General features: G+C 62.7%; 14 protein-coding genes. All 14 read left to right on the plus strand.

The genetic code is table 11. The annotated features are described in order from the left end of the window. Window positions 1-18: 18 nt before the first annotated feature. The 14 genes from cbiE to urtA all read left to right on the plus strand — a co-directional run bounded on the left by cbiE (window position 19) and on the right by urtA (window position 15,739). Entirely contained in the window at window positions 19-1,230 is a 1,212-nt protein-coding gene (gene cbiE, locus J1G18_RS04000) for a precorrin-6y C5,15-methyltransferase (decarboxylating) subunit CbiE (RefSeq protein WP_223007130.1), read from the plus strand. Beyond that, the gene (locus J1G18_RS04005) at window positions 1,223-2,320 is read left to right on the plus strand and encodes a cobalt-precorrin-5B (C(1))-methyltransferase (protein WP_139053469.1); all 1,098 of its coding nucleotides are present in this window, start codon (window positions 1,223-1,225) and stop codon (window positions 2,318-2,320) included. Before cbiE ends, J1G18_RS04005 begins: the two co-directional genes overlap by 8 nt. Continuing rightward, window positions 2,317-3,045, plus strand: a complete 729-nt coding sequence (locus J1G18_RS04010; protein WP_139053470.1) for a cobalt-precorrin-6A reductase — start codon at window positions 2,317-2,319, stop codon at window positions 3,043-3,045. Before J1G18_RS04005 ends, J1G18_RS04010 begins: the two co-directional genes overlap by 4 nt. A gap of 255 nt (window positions 3,046-3,300) precedes the next feature. Further along, a complete protein-coding gene (locus J1G18_RS04015) occupies window positions 3,301-3,591 on the plus strand; it encodes an addiction module antidote protein (RefSeq protein WP_003221244.1) in 291 nt (96 codons plus the stop codon). 98 nt (window positions 3,592-3,689) lie between these two features. Further along, entirely contained in the window at window positions 3,690-4,088 is a 399-nt protein-coding gene (locus J1G18_RS04020) for a DUF2946 domain-containing protein (RefSeq protein WP_223007131.1), read from the plus strand. Window positions 4,089-4,135: 47 nt separating this feature from the next. Continuing rightward, complete coding sequence (locus J1G18_RS04025; RefSeq protein WP_098967008.1) at window positions 4,136-4,615, plus strand: copper chaperone PCu(A)C; 480 nt, start codon at window positions 4,136-4,138, stop codon at window positions 4,613-4,615. A gap of 21 nt (window positions 4,616-4,636) precedes the next feature. Further along, the gene (locus tag J1G18_RS04030; protein ID WP_134785329.1) at window positions 4,637-5,083 is read left to right on the plus strand and encodes a DUF2946 domain-containing protein; all 447 of its coding nucleotides are present in this window, start codon (window positions 4,637-4,639) and stop codon (window positions 5,081-5,083) included. An 85-nt stretch (window positions 5,084-5,168) separates the two neighbouring features. After that, window positions 5,169-7,289, plus strand: coding sequence for a TonB-dependent copper receptor (locus tag J1G18_RS04035; RefSeq protein ID WP_223007132.1), 2,121 nt, complete (start codon window positions 5,169-5,171; stop codon window positions 7,287-7,289). A 177-nt stretch (window positions 7,290-7,466) separates the two neighbouring features. After that, entirely contained in the window at window positions 7,467-8,846 is a 1,380-nt protein-coding gene (locus J1G18_RS04040) for a PepSY-associated TM helix domain-containing protein (RefSeq protein ID WP_223007133.1), read from the plus strand. A gap of 219 nt (window positions 8,847-9,065) precedes the next feature. Continuing rightward, window positions 9,066-11,189, plus strand: a complete 2,124-nt coding sequence (locus J1G18_RS04045) for a TonB-dependent receptor (RefSeq protein ID WP_223007134.1) — start codon at window positions 9,066-9,068, stop codon at window positions 11,187-11,189. A 220-nt stretch (window positions 11,190-11,409) separates the two neighbouring features. Next, window positions 11,410-12,198 (plus strand): ABC transporter ATP-binding protein, encoded by a 789-nt coding sequence (locus J1G18_RS04050; RefSeq protein WP_098966999.1) that lies wholly within the window; start codon window positions 11,410-11,412, stop codon window positions 12,196-12,198. Beyond that, window positions 12,195-13,142, plus strand: coding sequence for an ABC transporter substrate-binding protein (locus J1G18_RS04055; RefSeq protein ID WP_223007135.1), 948 nt, complete (start codon window positions 12,195-12,197; stop codon window positions 13,140-13,142). The genes J1G18_RS04050 and J1G18_RS04055 overlap by 4 nt, the downstream gene beginning before the upstream one ends. Continuing rightward, a complete protein-coding gene (locus J1G18_RS04060) occupies window positions 13,139-14,149 on the plus strand; it encodes a FecCD family ABC transporter permease (protein WP_223007136.1) in 1,011 nt (336 codons plus the stop codon). Before J1G18_RS04055 ends, J1G18_RS04060 begins: the two co-directional genes overlap by 4 nt. Window positions 14,150-14,473: 324 nt before the next feature. Beyond that, window positions 14,474-15,739: an urea ABC transporter substrate-binding protein gene (gene urtA / locus J1G18_RS04065; RefSeq protein WP_064585757.1), complete on the plus strand. Its 1,266-nt coding sequence runs from the start codon at window positions 14,474-14,476 to the stop codon at window positions 15,737-15,739. Window positions 15,740-15,793: the final 54 nt, after the last annotated feature.

Below are 15,793 nucleotides of genomic sequence, written 5' to 3' on the forward strand. Positions count from 1 at the left end.
TCAGGATTAAGGAACGGCATGACACCCTGGCTGACGGTTGTGGGAATCGGTGAAGACGGCTTCAAGGGCCTGGGCAAAAATGCCCGGCGCGCCCTGATGGGCGCCTCGCGGATCATCGGCGGCCAGCGGCAACTGGACTTGCTGCCGGTGTGCATTCGTGGCGAACGCGAATTGTGGCCGAGTCCGTTTTCCCTCGCGCCGGTATTGGAGCAGCGCGGCGAAGCGGTGTGCGTGTTGGCCAGTGGTGATCCGATGTTCTACGGCGTCGGCGCCAGCCTCGCGCGGCACGTGCCGAGTGTCGAGATGCTGATCCTGCCCGCGCCCTCTTCCTGTTCGCTGGCCGCCGCCCGGCTCGGCTGGCCGTTACAGGAGGTGGTCACCCTCTCGCTGGTGGCGCGACCACTGGCGGCACTCAATGCGCAGCTGTTCAGCGGGGTGCGCCTGTTGCTGTTGAGCAATGACCGGCACAGTCCGGCGGCAGTCGCGGCGCTGCTGCGCGAGCGCGGTTTTGGCGGCAGCCGCCTGACTGTACTTGAGCACTTGGGCGGCGATGCCGAACGGCGCCTCGAAAGTACTGCCAATGACTGGAATGACCCGGCGATTGCCGATCTGAATGTGATCGCCATCGAATGCCTGGCCGATGCGCAGGCACCGCGCCTGTCACGTCTTGCCGGACTGCCCGATTCGGCATTCCAGCACGACGGCCAACTGACCAAACGCGATGTCCGCGCCATCACCCTCGCCCGCCTCGCGCCGATCCCCGGCGAACTGCTGTGGGATGTCGGCGGCGGTTGCGGCTCGATCGGCATCGAATGGATGCGCGCGCACCCGAGCTGCCGCGCGATTGCCATCGAGGCGGACGAAGGCCGACAGGCCTTGATCGAACACAACCGCGACGCGTTGGGCGTACCCGGTCTGCACCTGGTGCGTGGCCGCGCACCGCAGGCCCTTGCCGGGCTGGAGCGACCCGACGCGATCTTCATCGGCGGCGGCGTGACCCGTGAAGGCGTGTTTGAAACCTGCTGGGAACAACTCAAACCCGGTGGTCGAGTGGTTGCCAACGCCGTGACCCTGCAAAGTGAAGTCACTCTGATGCACTGGCGCGAACGCCACGGCGGCGAGCTGACCCGCATCCACGTGGCCCAGGCGCAACCACTGGGCGAATTCGACACTTGGCGTCAGGCGTTGCCGATTACCTTGCTGGATCTGGTCAAACCCCTCGATGCGTGACGAAACCGCCGAACAACCCGCGCCCCTGCGCAGCGGCCTGACCACCGGCAGCTGCGCCACCGCCACCAGCCTCGCCGCCGCCCGCCTGCTGCTCGGCGGTACGTCGGCGGATGCGGTGCAGATCGTTCTGCCCAAAGGCAAACAAGTGCAGATGCGCCTGGAGTTCTGCCGCCTGACCGAAGGCGGCGCCGAGGCCGGGACGATCAAGGACGCCGGCGACGACCCGGACGTAACTCACGGTGCGCTGCTCTATTCGCACGTGCGGCTGCTGGCCGAGCCGGGGATTCGCTTTGTCGCGGGCGCAGGTGTCGGCACCGTGACCCGGCCGGGGCTGGTGCTCGGCGTCGGTGAACCGGCGATCAACCCGGTGCCGCGCAAGATGATCAGCGACCACCTGACGCTGCTCGCCACCGAAAGCGCTTATGCCGGCGGTTTCGAGGTCACGGTCAACGTCGAGGGCGGCGAGGCGCTGGCGCTGAAAACCATGAACCCGCGGCTGGGCATTCTCGGTGGTTTGTCGATCCTCGGCACCAGCGGCATCGTCCGGCCGTTTTCCTGCGCGGCGTACATCGCCTCGATCCATCAGGGCATCGACGTCGCCAAAACCAATGGCTATCTGCACATCGCCGCGTGCACCGGCAACGCCAGCGAAGACACCATGCGCCGGGTCTACGACCTGCCGGAAATCGCCCTGATCGAAATGGGCGACTTTGTCGGCGCGGTGCTCAAGCATCTGCGCAAAGTGCCGGTGGATAAACTCAGCCTGTGCGGCGGCTTTGGCAAGATCAGCAAACTGGCGGCCGGGCACATGGATCTGCACTCGAGGCATTCGAGCATCGACCTGCCGCAACTGGCTGAATGGGCGGCGGCGATTGGTGCCGATCAGGCATTACAGCAGAGCATTCGTGAAGCCAACACCAGTCAACAGGCCCTGACGATGGCCAGCGCGGCAGGCATTGCCCTCGGCGATGAGGTCTGCCGCCACGCGCTTAATTTCGCACGCAGCGTGGTGCCGGCGCAGGTGCAGGTCGAGGTGTTTGCGATTGATCGCCAGGGCGGCATTGTCGGCCACGCCGGAGGTTTTGCATGAAACGCATTCTGTTGCTCGGCGGCGTCACCGAGGCGTTGGCCATCGCCCGTACGCTGGGGCCAGAACACATTTACAGTCTGGCCGGCGTGGGCCGGGTGCCGACCGACCTGACCTGCCAGGTGCGCGTCGGCGGCTACGGCGGGGCCGAAGGTCTGGCACAATTCATTCGCGCTGAAGGCATCGACCTGCTGTTCGATGCGACCCACCCTTACGCCGCGCAAATCAGCCACAACGCCGCCATCGCCGCACAACTCGCCGGCATCCCCTGCTGGGCCTTGCGCCGCCCCGCGTGGCAGCCGCAACCGGGCGACGACTGGCGAGAAGTCAGCGACTGGGCCGAACTGATCGAAGCCCTCAAACCGTTCCGCCGCCCGCTGTTCACCCTCGGCCGCGAACCGCTGCAACACCTCGACGAAATCCCTGCCAACCAGTATTGGACCCTGCGCGCCCTCGACGCTTATCCCGGTAACGAACGCTGCGAAGTCATCGGCGCCCGTGGGCCGTTTCTGCTGGAGGATGAACGCGCACTGTTCGAACGCCGGCAGATCGATGTGCTGATCAGCAAGAACAGCGGCAGCACCGCGACCGAGCCGAAACTGGAAGTGGCGCGGGAGTTGGGGGTACCGGTGCATGTGTTGAAGCGGCCAGTCTTGCCGGGGGTTGATCGGGAGTTTGGGTCTACGTCTGAAGTCCTCGCGGCCCTTGCCGCCTTCACCCGACTTTAACCAGGCGCAGACCTCGAGTGCGCCTTCGCGGGCAAGCCCGCTCCCACAGTGGTCGGCGGCGACCGCATAGTTTGTGTATGCCAGGGCTCCTGTGGGAGCGGGCTTGCTCGCGAAGGCGCCGGTACTGTAATCCTCTCTCCAACGCCCTACAGCTAAACCGGACGCTACGTACAACCCTTTAAAGAAACACTGACTGTCTGCACTAAATGCCCGGTTTTATGCTCACCGCTTTTGAGCCCATAGGTGAACATTGCGATGACCGAAAAATTCACCCGTTTCGACGCCGCCGAGTACCTTAAAACCCCCGAGGACATGGCGGCTTATCTGGACGCTTGCTTTGATGATGATGAAGGCGATGGCGTACTCATCCGTGCAGCACTGAATGACATAGCCCGAGCCCAGGGCATGACACAGGTGGCACGTGATGCCGGCCTGGGTCGTGAAAGTCTCTATAAAGCGCTGAGCAGCACTGGTAACCCCGAATTCGCAACTATCATGAAGGTCATGAAGGCTTTGGGTTTGAGATTGCACGCCGTCGCGGTGTGATTGATCTGCGACACCAAACCGCACGACGCCTTTTTACTTATCGGCCCTGATCAGGCTAAATAGCCCGCGCCTGATCGCCCACCCAACGGATCTGTCCCATGAACCGACACCGGCTCGCATTTGCCTGGATCGCCTGCTTTGCAGTGCTGTTCAACATGCTCGCCATGCCGATGACCGGGGCGATGGCGCAGGCGGCCAGTTCACCGGCCGAACAGTTGCTGTGGAGCAGTTTCTGCACCGGCAGCGGGACGAAGATGGTGGCGATCAACATCGGCCCCCCGGAGCAGAAAGCCCCGTCCAACGACAGCCATTCCAACATGCAGCATTGCTGGTGCTGCTCGGGTTCAGCGCCGCTGGTGGCGTTGCCGGGCCATACGCCGCAGCTGTATTTCGCACGCTACGAAAGCAATCGCAGCGTGGCGCCGCCCTCGTTGCAAACACCGACACCGCGCCAGCAATGGCCGAGCCTCAATCCCCGCGCCTCGCCTCTGGTCTGATCTGTCTCGCAATTGACCTGCGTTTCACATCGTTCTGGAGAACTGCCATGTTGAACAAACTCTTCGTCATCGCTGCGCTGTTGCTGCCGGCGTGCTTCGCCCATGCCCACGAATACAAGGCCGGCGAGCTGGAAATCGCTCATCCGTGGTCGCAGGAGCTGCCGCCCAACGCGCCGACCGTCGCCGCTTATTTCGTGATCAGCAATCCCGGCAAGACCGACGACCGCCTGCTCAGCGTCGACTCGCCAATCACCGCCGAAGCGCAACTGCATGAGCACGTGATGCAGGGCGACCTGATGAAAATGCAGCAGGTGCCCGACGTGGTGATTCCGGCCGGCGGCAAGGTGACGTTCGCGCCGATGGCCTATCACGTAATGCTGCTCAACCCGAAAGACCGCAGCCTGCTCAGCGACGGCAAACGCTTCCCGCTGACCCTGCATTTCGAGAAGGCCGGTAACGTCACCGTCGAAGTCGCGGTGCAGAAGAAACCTCCGCAAGATACCCAGGCACACGATCACGCCCAGTAACCGATCCGGCTGACCACGCCCGTGCGCCTGCAACGCGCCGGGGCATCCCACCTGCATCGCCAGAGCCAGACTCTGACCCGCGGTAGCTGGATCGCCCTGTTCGCCATGTTGATGATCTTCATCGGCCCGCTGATTTCTCAGTCGATGCCGATGGATCAGCACGCCTCGACTTCCATGCCGATGAGCATGGACATGGCGATGGACATGCCGGGCATGGATCACGCCGCGCACGGCGCACAACCGGCTGCCGAACACTGCCCGCCACAGTCCTCGCACCACGCCCTATGGGAAAAGTGCGGTTATTGCAGCCTGCTGTTCAATTGCCCGGCGCTGACCGGTGGCGGCACGTTCGCCACGTTCAGCATTGCCCACGTCAACACCTTCACCCCGCCCTCCCCGCGTCTGGGCCATGCCCGGCAGACCTTCTTCCCCGGCGCCCGCACCCGCGCCCCGCCCATCACGGCGTAAACACCGCACCTTTGATTGCACACGGTTGAGAAGACAGCTTCAGGCTGCCGGCCGTGTCGTTTACGACTGTTTGATGGAAATTGTCATGTCCAGGTTTTCTGCTGTTCCACGCTCGGGTTCTGCCCAGGCGTCTTTCGCGCTGAACGCATCGCGCATTCGTTTCTCGCACGCCACCGCCGTCCTTTGCGGCGTCCTGCTGTCGCCGCTGGTGCTGGCCGATGACCACGCCGGGCACAACGAAGAACTCAGTCCGACGGTGATTACCGCGATCGCCCCCAGCTCGCCGTTGACCATCGTCACCAACCCCAAGGATCCGCGTCAGCCGGTGCCGGCCAGTGACGGCGGCGATTACCTGAAGACCATTCCCGGCTTCGCCCTGGTGCGCAATGGCGGCACCAACGGTGATCCGGTGCTGCGCGGGATGTTCGGTTCGCGCCTGAACATTCTCACCAACGGCAGCATGCTGCTCGGCGCCTGCCCGGGGCGGATGGACGCGCCGACCTCGTACATCTCGCCGGAAACCTACGACAAACTCACGGTGATCAAGGGCCCGCAAACCGTGCTCTGGGGACCGGGTGCATCGGCCGGTACGGTGCTGTTCGATCGTGAGCCGGAAAGCTTCGGCGAGCTCGGCACACGGGTGAATGCCAGCGTGCTGGCCGGCTCCAACGGACGCTTCGACAAAGTTGTCGACGCCGCTGCCGGCGGGCCATTGGGCTACGTACGGGTAATCGGCAATACCGCGCACTCCGACGACTATCGCGACGGCAACAACGACAGCGTGCCGTCGCGCTACGACAAGTGGAACGGTGACATCGCCGTCGGCTGGACCCCGGACGCCGACACCCTGATCGAACTCACCGCCGGCAAGGGCGATGGCGAAGCGCGCTACGCCGGGCGCGGCATGGACGGTTCGCAGTTCCTGCGCGAAAGCCTCGGCCTGCGCTTCGAAAAATCCAACATCACCGACGTGCTGGAGAAAGTTGAAGCACAGGTTTACTACAACTACGCCGACCACGTGATGGACAACTACACCCTGCGCACGCCATCCGGCACCGGGATGATGGCCGGGCCCATGGCGTCCAACGTCGACCGGCGCACCCTCGGCGCGCGGATCAAGGCAACCTGGCGCTGGGCCGACATCCAGCTGATCACCGGTCTCGATGCGCAGACCAACGAGCATCGCCAGCGCAGCGGCATGGGCATCGACACCTACAAGGATCAGCCCTACACCAAGGACGCCGATTTCCATAACTACGGCGTGTTCAGCGAAATGACCTGGTACGCCGCCGACCGTGATCGGCTGATTGCCGGCGCCCGGGTCGACCGTGCTTCGGCCAAGGATTACCGGCAGCGCATTGGTTCGGGAATGATGAGCCGGCCAAATCCGACCGCCGACGAGACCCGCGCCGACACCCTGCCAAGCGGCTTCGTGCGTTACGAGCATGACCTCGCTGACAGCCCGGCCACGCTGTACGCCGGTCTCGGTCACGCGCAGCGCTTCCCGGATTATTGGGAGCTGTTTTCGCCGAAGTCCGGCCCGGCCGGTTCGCTGAATGCGTTCGACTCGATCAAACCGGAAAAGACCACCCAGTTCGACTTCGGCGTGAACTACAAGACCGCCGAACTCGAAGCCTGGGCCTCGGGCTACATCGGTGTGGTGCGCGACTACATCCTGTTCGACTACACGCCAACGATGATGGGCATGAGCACATCGCGCGCGGAAAACATCGACGCGCGGATCATGGGGGGCGAGCTCGGTGCCGCCTACAAACTCACCGATAACTGGAAAGCCGACGCGACCCTGGCTTACGCCTGGGGCAAGAACAGCAGCGACGGCAAAGCCCTGCCGCAAATGCCGCCGCTGGATGCGCGCTTCGGCCTGACCTACAGCGAAGACAACTGGAGCGCCGGGGCACTGTGGCGCGTGGTCGCGGCGCAAAACCGTATCGACCAGAACAAGGGCAACGTGGTCGGCAAGGACTACGACAAGAGCGGCGGCTTTGGCGTGTTCTCGCTCAACGGCGCCTACCGGATCAACAAAAACTGGAAGGTCAGCACCGGCGTCGACAACCTGTTCGGCAAGGCTTACGCCGAGCACCTGAACCTGGCGGGGAACGCCGGTTTCGGCTACCCGGCCAACGACCCGCAAGCGATCAACGAGCCGGGGCGCACGCTCTGGACCAAGGTTGATATGAGTTTCTAACCGAGCGGCACGCCCTGCCCTTGTGGGAGCGGGCTTGCTCGCGAAGACGGCGGTACATCCAGCATGGGTGGCGCCTGACACGACGCTTTCGCGAGCAAGCCCGCTCCCACAGGAGTGCAGTGGTGAAACTCCCCATACAGAACAAAGAAAAGATCCAAGCCAAGCGGAGCAAACGTGATGCAAAAGCCCAAACCGAACTTCTACAACCTGGCCTGGCGCTGGCATTTCTATGCCGGATTATTCGTCGCGCCCTTCATGGTGATGCTGGCCCTGACCGGCATCATCTACCTGTTCAAACCGCAGCTCGATTCGCTGATGTACAGCAGCCTGCTCAACGTCCCCGCCGGGCATCACACGGTGCCGGCCGATGACTTGCTGCAACGGGTCAAGAGCGCTTATCCACAGGGTCAGATCACCCAGTACCTGCCGCCGGCCAACGCCGAACGCAGCGCGCAGTTCGTGGTGAAAAACGCCGGCCATGAACTCAACGTATTCATCGATCCGTACCACGGCGACATCCTCGGCGAGCAGGATGCGAAGAAAAATCTGCAAGCCGTCGCCCGCGCCATTCACGGCGAATTGATGATCGGCACGCTCGGTGATCGCCTGATCGAACTCGCCGCAGGTTGGGGTGTGGTGCTGGTGGTATCGGGGGTGTTTCTGTGGTGGCCGCGGGGTCAGGCCGCCGGGATTCTGTGGCCACGCCTGAACAGTCGCGGTCGGGTGTTGTGGCGTGATCTGCACGCGGTCACCGGGTTCTGGGGCGCGGCATTGCTGCTGGTGATGCTGCTCAGCGGCATGACCTGGACCGGCTTCTGGGGCAAGCAATATGCGCAGGTGTGGAACGTGTTCCCGGCCGCGATGTGGAACAACGTGCCGACCTCCGACGTCGAGGCCGGCAGCCTCAATAACGCCGCGCGCCAGACCGTGCCGTGGGCGATGGAAAACACGCCGATGCCGATGTCCGGCGACCACGCCGAACACATGGCCCACGGCGGCATGCAACACGGCCCCGCCGCACCCGCGATCAGCCTGCAAGAGGTGCAGAACATCGCCATTGAACGCAAGGTCGAACCCGGCTACAGCATCACCCTGCCAACCACCGCGACCGGCGTGTTCACCATCGCCGTGTTCGCCGACGACCCGCGTAACGATGCGACCCTGCATGTCGATCAGTACACCGGCAAGGTCCTCGCCGATGTGCGTTTCGAGCAGTACGGCGCAGTCGCGCGGGCCACGGAAATCGGTGTGATGCTGCACGAAGGCAAGATGTTCGGCACCTTCAACCAGATCGTCGTGCTGCTGATCTGCCTGATGATTCTGCTCAGCGCCGTCAGCGGTGTGGTGATCTGGTGGAAGCGTCGTCCGCAGGGCAAATTCGGCGTGCCGCCGCTGCGCCATGACCTCCCGAAATGGAAAACCGGGGTGGCGATCATGCTGGTGCTGGCAGTGATCTTTCCGCTGGTGGGCGCTTCGCTGGTGCTGGTCTGGCTGCTGGATCGGCTGCTGTTGTCGCGTCTGGGCCGCCAAGCTGAATCTGCCTCAACTTCAACGTGAAGCAGGCGAGATGCGCGTTTCAGACAGATCTTTAAACTGCCGGGGCTTAAACTCCGGCAGATTCCTGTGGGAGCGGGCTTGCTCGCGAAGGCGGAGTATCATTCAACGAACAGGGTGTCTGGCACGCCCTCTTCGCGAGCAAGCCCGCTCCCACAATTGCCGCTCTGCCCGCCACCAAAAGTGGCGGGCTGTCTTTTGAAGAAGTGATTCACCGTCCCGATGAACAAGTACCTCTTGTCCAGTCTCTGCCTGCTTGCCCTGAACAACGCCAGCGCTGATGGCCAGCCGCTGACGCTGCCCACCGGCACAATCTCCGCGCCTGCGGTTGACGAAGAAAGTGTCAGCCTGACCACGCCGACCACCGCTGGTTCGCGCCTGAACCTGACGGCCATGGAAACTCCGGCCAGCGTCGAAAGCCTCAGCGGCGAGCAGGTTCGCGCCCGTGGCGATCGCAGCGTGCAGGACGCGGTGTCACGCAGCACCGGCATCAGCCGCACCGGCACCCCGGGCGATGGCGGCACCTCGTTGCAGGCACGCGGTTTTACCGGGCAGAGTTCGGTGATGCAGTTGTATGACGGTAACCGCATGTACACCGGTATGGGCACCGTAACTTTTCCGGTCGACACCTGGGCGGTGCAGCGCGTCGACGTGCTGCGCGGCCCGGCCTCGGTGCTGTACGGCGAAGGCGCGACCGGTGCGGTGGTCAACGTGATTCCGAAGAAGCCGTTCGAGGGCGAAATAGAAAATCACCTGCGCCTCGGCTACGGTTCCTACGACAGCCAGCAGCAGGCGTTCGACAGCGGCGGCTCGCTGAGCGACACCCTGAGCTATCGGCTCAATCTCAATCGTCTGCGCAGCAACGGTTGGATCGATCGCGGTGACTCATCAAGCGACTTCATCAGCGCGGCGCTGCGCTGGCAAGCCACTGATGACCTGGCGTTCACCCTCGCCCACGACTACGGCGATCAGCGCCCGCAGAACTACTTCGGCACGCCACTGATCAACGGCCGATTGCAGGACAGTCTGCGCAATAAGAACTACAACGTGCGTGACGATCAGCAGCACTACAACGATCAGTGGACGCGCCTGACCACGGATTGGCAGATCAACGACGCCGTCAGTGCCAGCAACGAGCTGTACTACCTCAAGGCCCAGCGCCGCTGGCAGAACGCCGAGAACTACAACTTCGACCGCGACAGCCAGCAACTCAGCCGCAGTGGCTACTTCGGCATCGGCCACCAGCAGGAGCAGGTCGGCGACCGCCAGACCTTCACCTTCAAGCACTCGCTGTTCGGCCTCGACAGCCAGACCGTGACCGGCGTCGATTACAACCGCATCCGCTTCCAGCTCAACAGCAACTCGCCGTTCAACGACGTGCTGCCCAACGGTCAGCCCTTGGATCTGTATCACCCGCAGCCGGGCTATTTTGAAAGCGCCAACCCGTACCGCGACCAGTTCGACAGCACCACCAAACAGATGTCAGTGTTCGCCGAAAACCGCACGCAACTGAGCGAGCGCTGGTCGCTGGTGACCGGCGTGCGCCGCGACTATGTGCATGTGGATCGCAACAATCTGATCGACGACAGCCAGAGCGACAAGACCCTGACCGGCAACAACTGGAAGGCCGGACTGGTGTTTGCCCTCACGCCCGAGACTTCGTTCTACGGTCAGGTCGCGACCAGCACCGACGGCATCGGTGGCTTGATTTCTCTGAGCCCGAGCCAGCAGCAATACGACCTGTCGACCGCGCGCCAGACCGAGGTCGGCATGAAGCAGTTGCTCTGGGATCAACGCGGCGAGTTCACCCTGGCGGCCTATCGCATCGTCAAAAAGAAACTGCTGACCGACGATCCGGGCAACCCGACGCTCAAGCAGCAAGTCGGCCAGCAATCGTCCAACGGCCTGGAAGCCAGCCTCGATCTGCAACTGCCGCACGCCTGGCAATTGCAGGCCAACGCGGCGGTTGTGAAGGCCAAGTACGATGACTTCTCCGAAGTGGTCGACGGGCAAACCCTGTCGTACAACGGCAATCGCCCGGTGGATGTACCACAGCGCACCGCCAATCTGTGGCTGAACAAAAACCTCAGTGATGATCTGAAGGCCGGGGCCGGCGTGCGTTATGTCGATGCGCATTACGCCGACATGGCCAACCGCAACGAGCTGCCGAGTTACACCGTGGTCGATGCGACGCTGTCGTGGCAAGCCTTGCGCAACACCACGCTCGGTCTACAGCTGAACAATCTGTTTGACCGCCAGTACGCACAAAGCCAATACAATGCGGGCCAGCAGTGGATTCTCGGCGAGCCGAGATCGTTCTTCGTCACCGCTGATTACACTTTTTGATTGAAGATTGCGCCCTCACCCTAGCCCTCTCCCGGAGGGAGAGGGAACTGACCGAGGTGTTTGGGCAAGTTGCACCGACTTGAAAGTCCGAGTCGAACTCAGTTTTGAAACGCATGAAGATCGGCTCCCTTTCCCCCTCGCCCCCTCTGGGGGAGAGGGCTGGGGTGAGGGGGATGGATCTACCGAAAAAACACGAAATCGAGAACACACCGAACGCCCTATGACGTCACTCACCCTCACCCACCTCGCCTGGACACCTCTGGGCCACGGCCACTGCCATCACCAGTTCCAGCTGCGTGACGCCTCGTTGCAGGTGGCTGCCGGTGAGTTTGTCGGGCTGATCGGCCCCAACGGCAGCGGCAAGACCAGCCTGCTGCGCTGCGCCTATCGCTTCAGTCAGCCGGAAAGCGGTGAGGTCAGACTCGATCATCACAACGTGTGGAAACAGTCTTCGCGCTGGTGCGCAAAGCGCATCGCCGTGGTCCTGCAGGAATTCCCCGATGCCTTTGGCCTGACCGTCGAAGAAGTGGTCGCCATGGGTCGCACGCCGCACAAAGGCCTGTTCGATGGCGACACGCTGGAAGATCGCAATCTGGCGACGCAAGCGCTCAAATCCGTCGGCCTCGACGGCTTCGAAGACCATGCGTTCGCCACCCTGTCCGGCGGTGAGAAGCAGCGGGTGATCCTTGCCCGCGCCCTGACTCAGCAACCGCAACTGCTGATCCTCGACGAGCCGACCAACCACCTCGACCCGCGTTATCAGCTCGAACTGCTGCAACTGGTCAAACGTCTGCAGATCGGCACCCTCGCCAGCATTCACGACCTGAACCTGGCCGCCGCGTTCTGTGACCGACTGTACGTGATCAACCACGGCCGGATCGTCGCCAGCGGCACGCCGCAACAGGTACTGACCACCGAGCTGCTGCGCGACGTGTTCGGCGTCGAGGCGTTGATCGATTCCCATCCCCTCCACGGCTACCCGCGAATCACCTGGATAACCCGACCATGACTGTGCGTTCCCTGCTTTGTGTCGCTCTTTTGTTGTGCAGTGCCCAGGCCTTCGCCGAAGCCACGAAATACCCGTTGACCATCCATAGCTGCAACCGCGAAGTGACCTTCAACGAAGCGCCGAAACACGCGGTCAGTCACGACATCAACATGACCCAGATGATGCTCGCCCTCGGCCTCAAATCGCGTATGGCCGGCTACAGCGGTGTCAGCGGCTGGAAGTCAGTAACGCCCGAAATGCAGTCGCTGCTCGACGGCTTGCCGGAGCTGGCCGCGAAATACCCGTCGGTGGAAACCCTGCTCAACGCCAACGTCGATTTCTTTTTCGCCGGCTGGGATTACGGCATGCGCGTCGGTGGCGACCTCACGCCGCAGACCCTGCAACCGCTGGGCATCAACGTATATGAGCTGACCGAATCCTGCGCCTTCGTGATGAAGCGTCCGGCGGCGACGCTGGACGACACCTACAACGACCTGCGCAATCTGGGGAAGATTTTCGACGTGCAGGATCGCGCCAACGCACTGATCGCCGACATGCAGAATCAGGTCGCCGAGATCCGCAAAGACCTGCCCGTCGACAAGCCGCGGGTGTTTCTCTACGACAGCGGTGAAGACCGCGCCATGACTTCCGGGCGTCTCGGCATGCCGCAGGCGCTGATTGATGCTGCGGGCGGGCGCAACATTCTCGACGACGTCGACGCGAGCTGGACGAGGGTCAACTGGGAGACCGTGGTCGAGCGCAATCCGCAGGTGATCGTGATCGTCGACTACAGCGAAATCACTGCTGAACAGAAGATCGAATTTCTGCTGAAGAACCCGGCGCTGCAATCGGTCGATGCGATCAAGAACCAGCGCTTCATCGTCATCCCTTACGTGCAGGCCACGCCGGGGATCGATAACGTGCTGGCGGTGGAAACCCTGGCCAAAGGATTCCACGGCGAATGATCGACCGTCGCTACGCCTTGTTGCTGATCGCCCTCGGTGCCCTGTTGCTGGTGTCGTGCGTGGTCTCGCTCGGTTTTGGTCCGGCGCGGGTGCCGGTGGAGGTGGTGTGGCGGATTCTGCTGCACAAGACCTTGGGTTTCGGCGAGGTGAGCTGGAGCGCCGGGCAGGAGCACATTGTCTGGCTGATCCGTGTGCCGCGCATGTTGCTCGGGGCGTTGGTCGGTGCCGGGTTGGCGTTGATTGGCGCGGTGCTGCAAGCGGTGACGCGCAATCCTCTTGCCGATCCGCACCTGCTCGGCGTCACCTCCGGCGCGACCCTCGGCGCCGTGATCGTGGTGCTGCACATAGGTGAGATCGTCGGTCTGCTGACCTTGCCGATTGCTGCTTTCATCGGTGCGTTGCTGAGCATGTTTCTGGTGCTGGGCATTGCCAACCGTCAGGGTCGGCTCGACAGCGACCGGTTGCTGCTGTGCGGCGTGGCGGTGTCGTTCGTGATGATGGCAATCGCCAACCTGCTGCTGTTCATGGGCGACCATCGCGCCAGCTCGGCGGTGATGTTCTGGATGCTCGGCGGCCTCGGCCTGGCGCGCTGGGAACTACTGACGGTGCCGGCGCTGAGTGTGTTGCTCGGCCTCGGTTTGCTGCTGGGCATGGCCCGACCGTTGAACGCCTTGATGGCCGGTGAACAGACCGCCGTCACCCTCGGCCTGAATGCCCGCGCGGTGCGTTTGCGGGTGTTTGTGATCGCGTCCTTGATGACCGGGGTGCTGGTGTCGATCAGCGGCTCGATCGGTTTTGTCGGGCTGATGGTGCCGCACATTGCCCGGCGTCTGGTCGGTGCCGAACACCGCCGACTGCTGCCGGCCTGCGTCCTGCTCGGCAGCCTGTTTCTGGTGTGGGTCGATGTCGCCGCGCGAACCCTGATCGCGCCGGAAGACCTGCCCATCGGCGTCGCCACCGCAGCTATCGGCGGTCTGTTCTTCATCGGCCTGATGCGCCGCCGCTGATCCAGCACAATCAACTTGTAGGAGTGAGCCTGCTCGCGATGACGGCGACACATTCGACATCAATGCGGATGACAGAACGCTATCGCGAGCAGGCTCACTCCTACAGGGGACAGTGTTGTCCTTGAAATCGCGCCCCAATCTGGCGCGGCCGCTTGCACCAACGCTCTCTCCGCGTCCCTTCATGGTGCACCCCACCCGCGCGCAACCGCTCTAAACCGACATTTTCCTGCCCGATCCCGACCGGGCACAGCCCTTGCAAAACACACCTTCAGTCGTCCGCATCTGCCAACCATAAAAAACTTTAACGTTCATGGAGATCGCACAATGAAGCGTCGCAGTTTGATCAAGGCTTTCACACTCACGGCATCCATTGCCGCGATGGGCATGACCTGGACTGTCCAGGCCGCCGAGACCATCAAGGTGGGGATTCTGCATTCGTTGTCCGGGACCATGGCGATCTCCGAAACGTCGCTCAAAGACATGGCGCTGATGACCATCGACGAGATCAACGCCAAGGGCGGCGTGAACGGCAAGATGCTCGAACCGGTGGTGGTCGACCCTGCGTCGAACTGGCCGCTGTTCGCCGAGAAGGGCCGGCAGTTGCTGACCCAGGACAAGGTCGCGGTGGTGTTCGGTTGCTGGACGTCGGTGTCACGGAAATCGGTGCTGCCGGTGTTCGAAGAACTCAACGGCCTGCTGTTCTACCCGGTGCAATACGAAGGCGAAGAGATGTCGCCGAACGTGTTCTACACCGGCGCCGCGCCGAACCAGCAAGCGATCCCCGCCGTTGAATACCTGATGAGCGAAGAAGGCGGCAGCGCCAAGCGCTTCTTCCTGCTCGGCACCGACTACGTCTACCCGCGCACCACCAACAAGATCCTGCGCTCGTTCCTTCATTCCAAAGGCGTGGCCGACAAGGACATCGAAGAGGTCTATACCCCGTTCGGTCATAGCGACTATCAAACCATCGTCGCCAACATCAAGAAATTCTCCGCCGGCGGCAAGACTGCTGTGATCTCCACGGTCAACGGCGACTCCAACGTGCCGTTCTACAAAGAGCTGGCCAACCAGGGCCTGAAGGCTACCGACGTACCGGTGGTGGCGTTCTCGGTGGGTGAAGAAGAGCTGCGCGGCATCGACACCAAACCGCTGGTGGGCAACCTTGCGGCGTGGAACTACTTCGAGTCCGTGGAGAACCCGGTGAACAAGAAGTTCGTCGCTGACTGGAAGGCTTACGCGAAGAAACACAACCTGCCGGGCGCCGACAAAGCGGTGACCAACGACCCGATGGAAGCCACTTACGTCGGCATCCACATGTGGGCGCAAGCGGTGGAGAAAGCCAAGTCCACCGACGTCGACAAGGTTCGCGAAGCACTGGCCGGCCAGACCTTCGCCGCGCCGTCCGGTTACACCCTGACCATGGACAAGACCAACCACCACCTGCACAAACCGGTGATGATCGGCGAGATCCAGAACGACGGTCAGTTCAACGTCGTGTGGCAGACCGAAGGCCCGATCCGCGCCCAGCCTTGGAGTCCGTTTATCGATGGCAACGACAAGAAGCCGGATTATGCGGTGAAGAGCAACTGAGCCATTGGGTGTCGGCCTCGCGCCTGGCGTGAGGCCGACTCGATCCCCCTGTGG

The organism is Pseudomonas sp. MIS38, from assembly GCF_019891575.1.
In the GTDB taxonomy this organism is placed as follows: Bacteria; Pseudomonadota; Gammaproteobacteria; order Pseudomonadales; family Pseudomonadaceae; genus Aquipseudomonas; species Aquipseudomonas putida_A.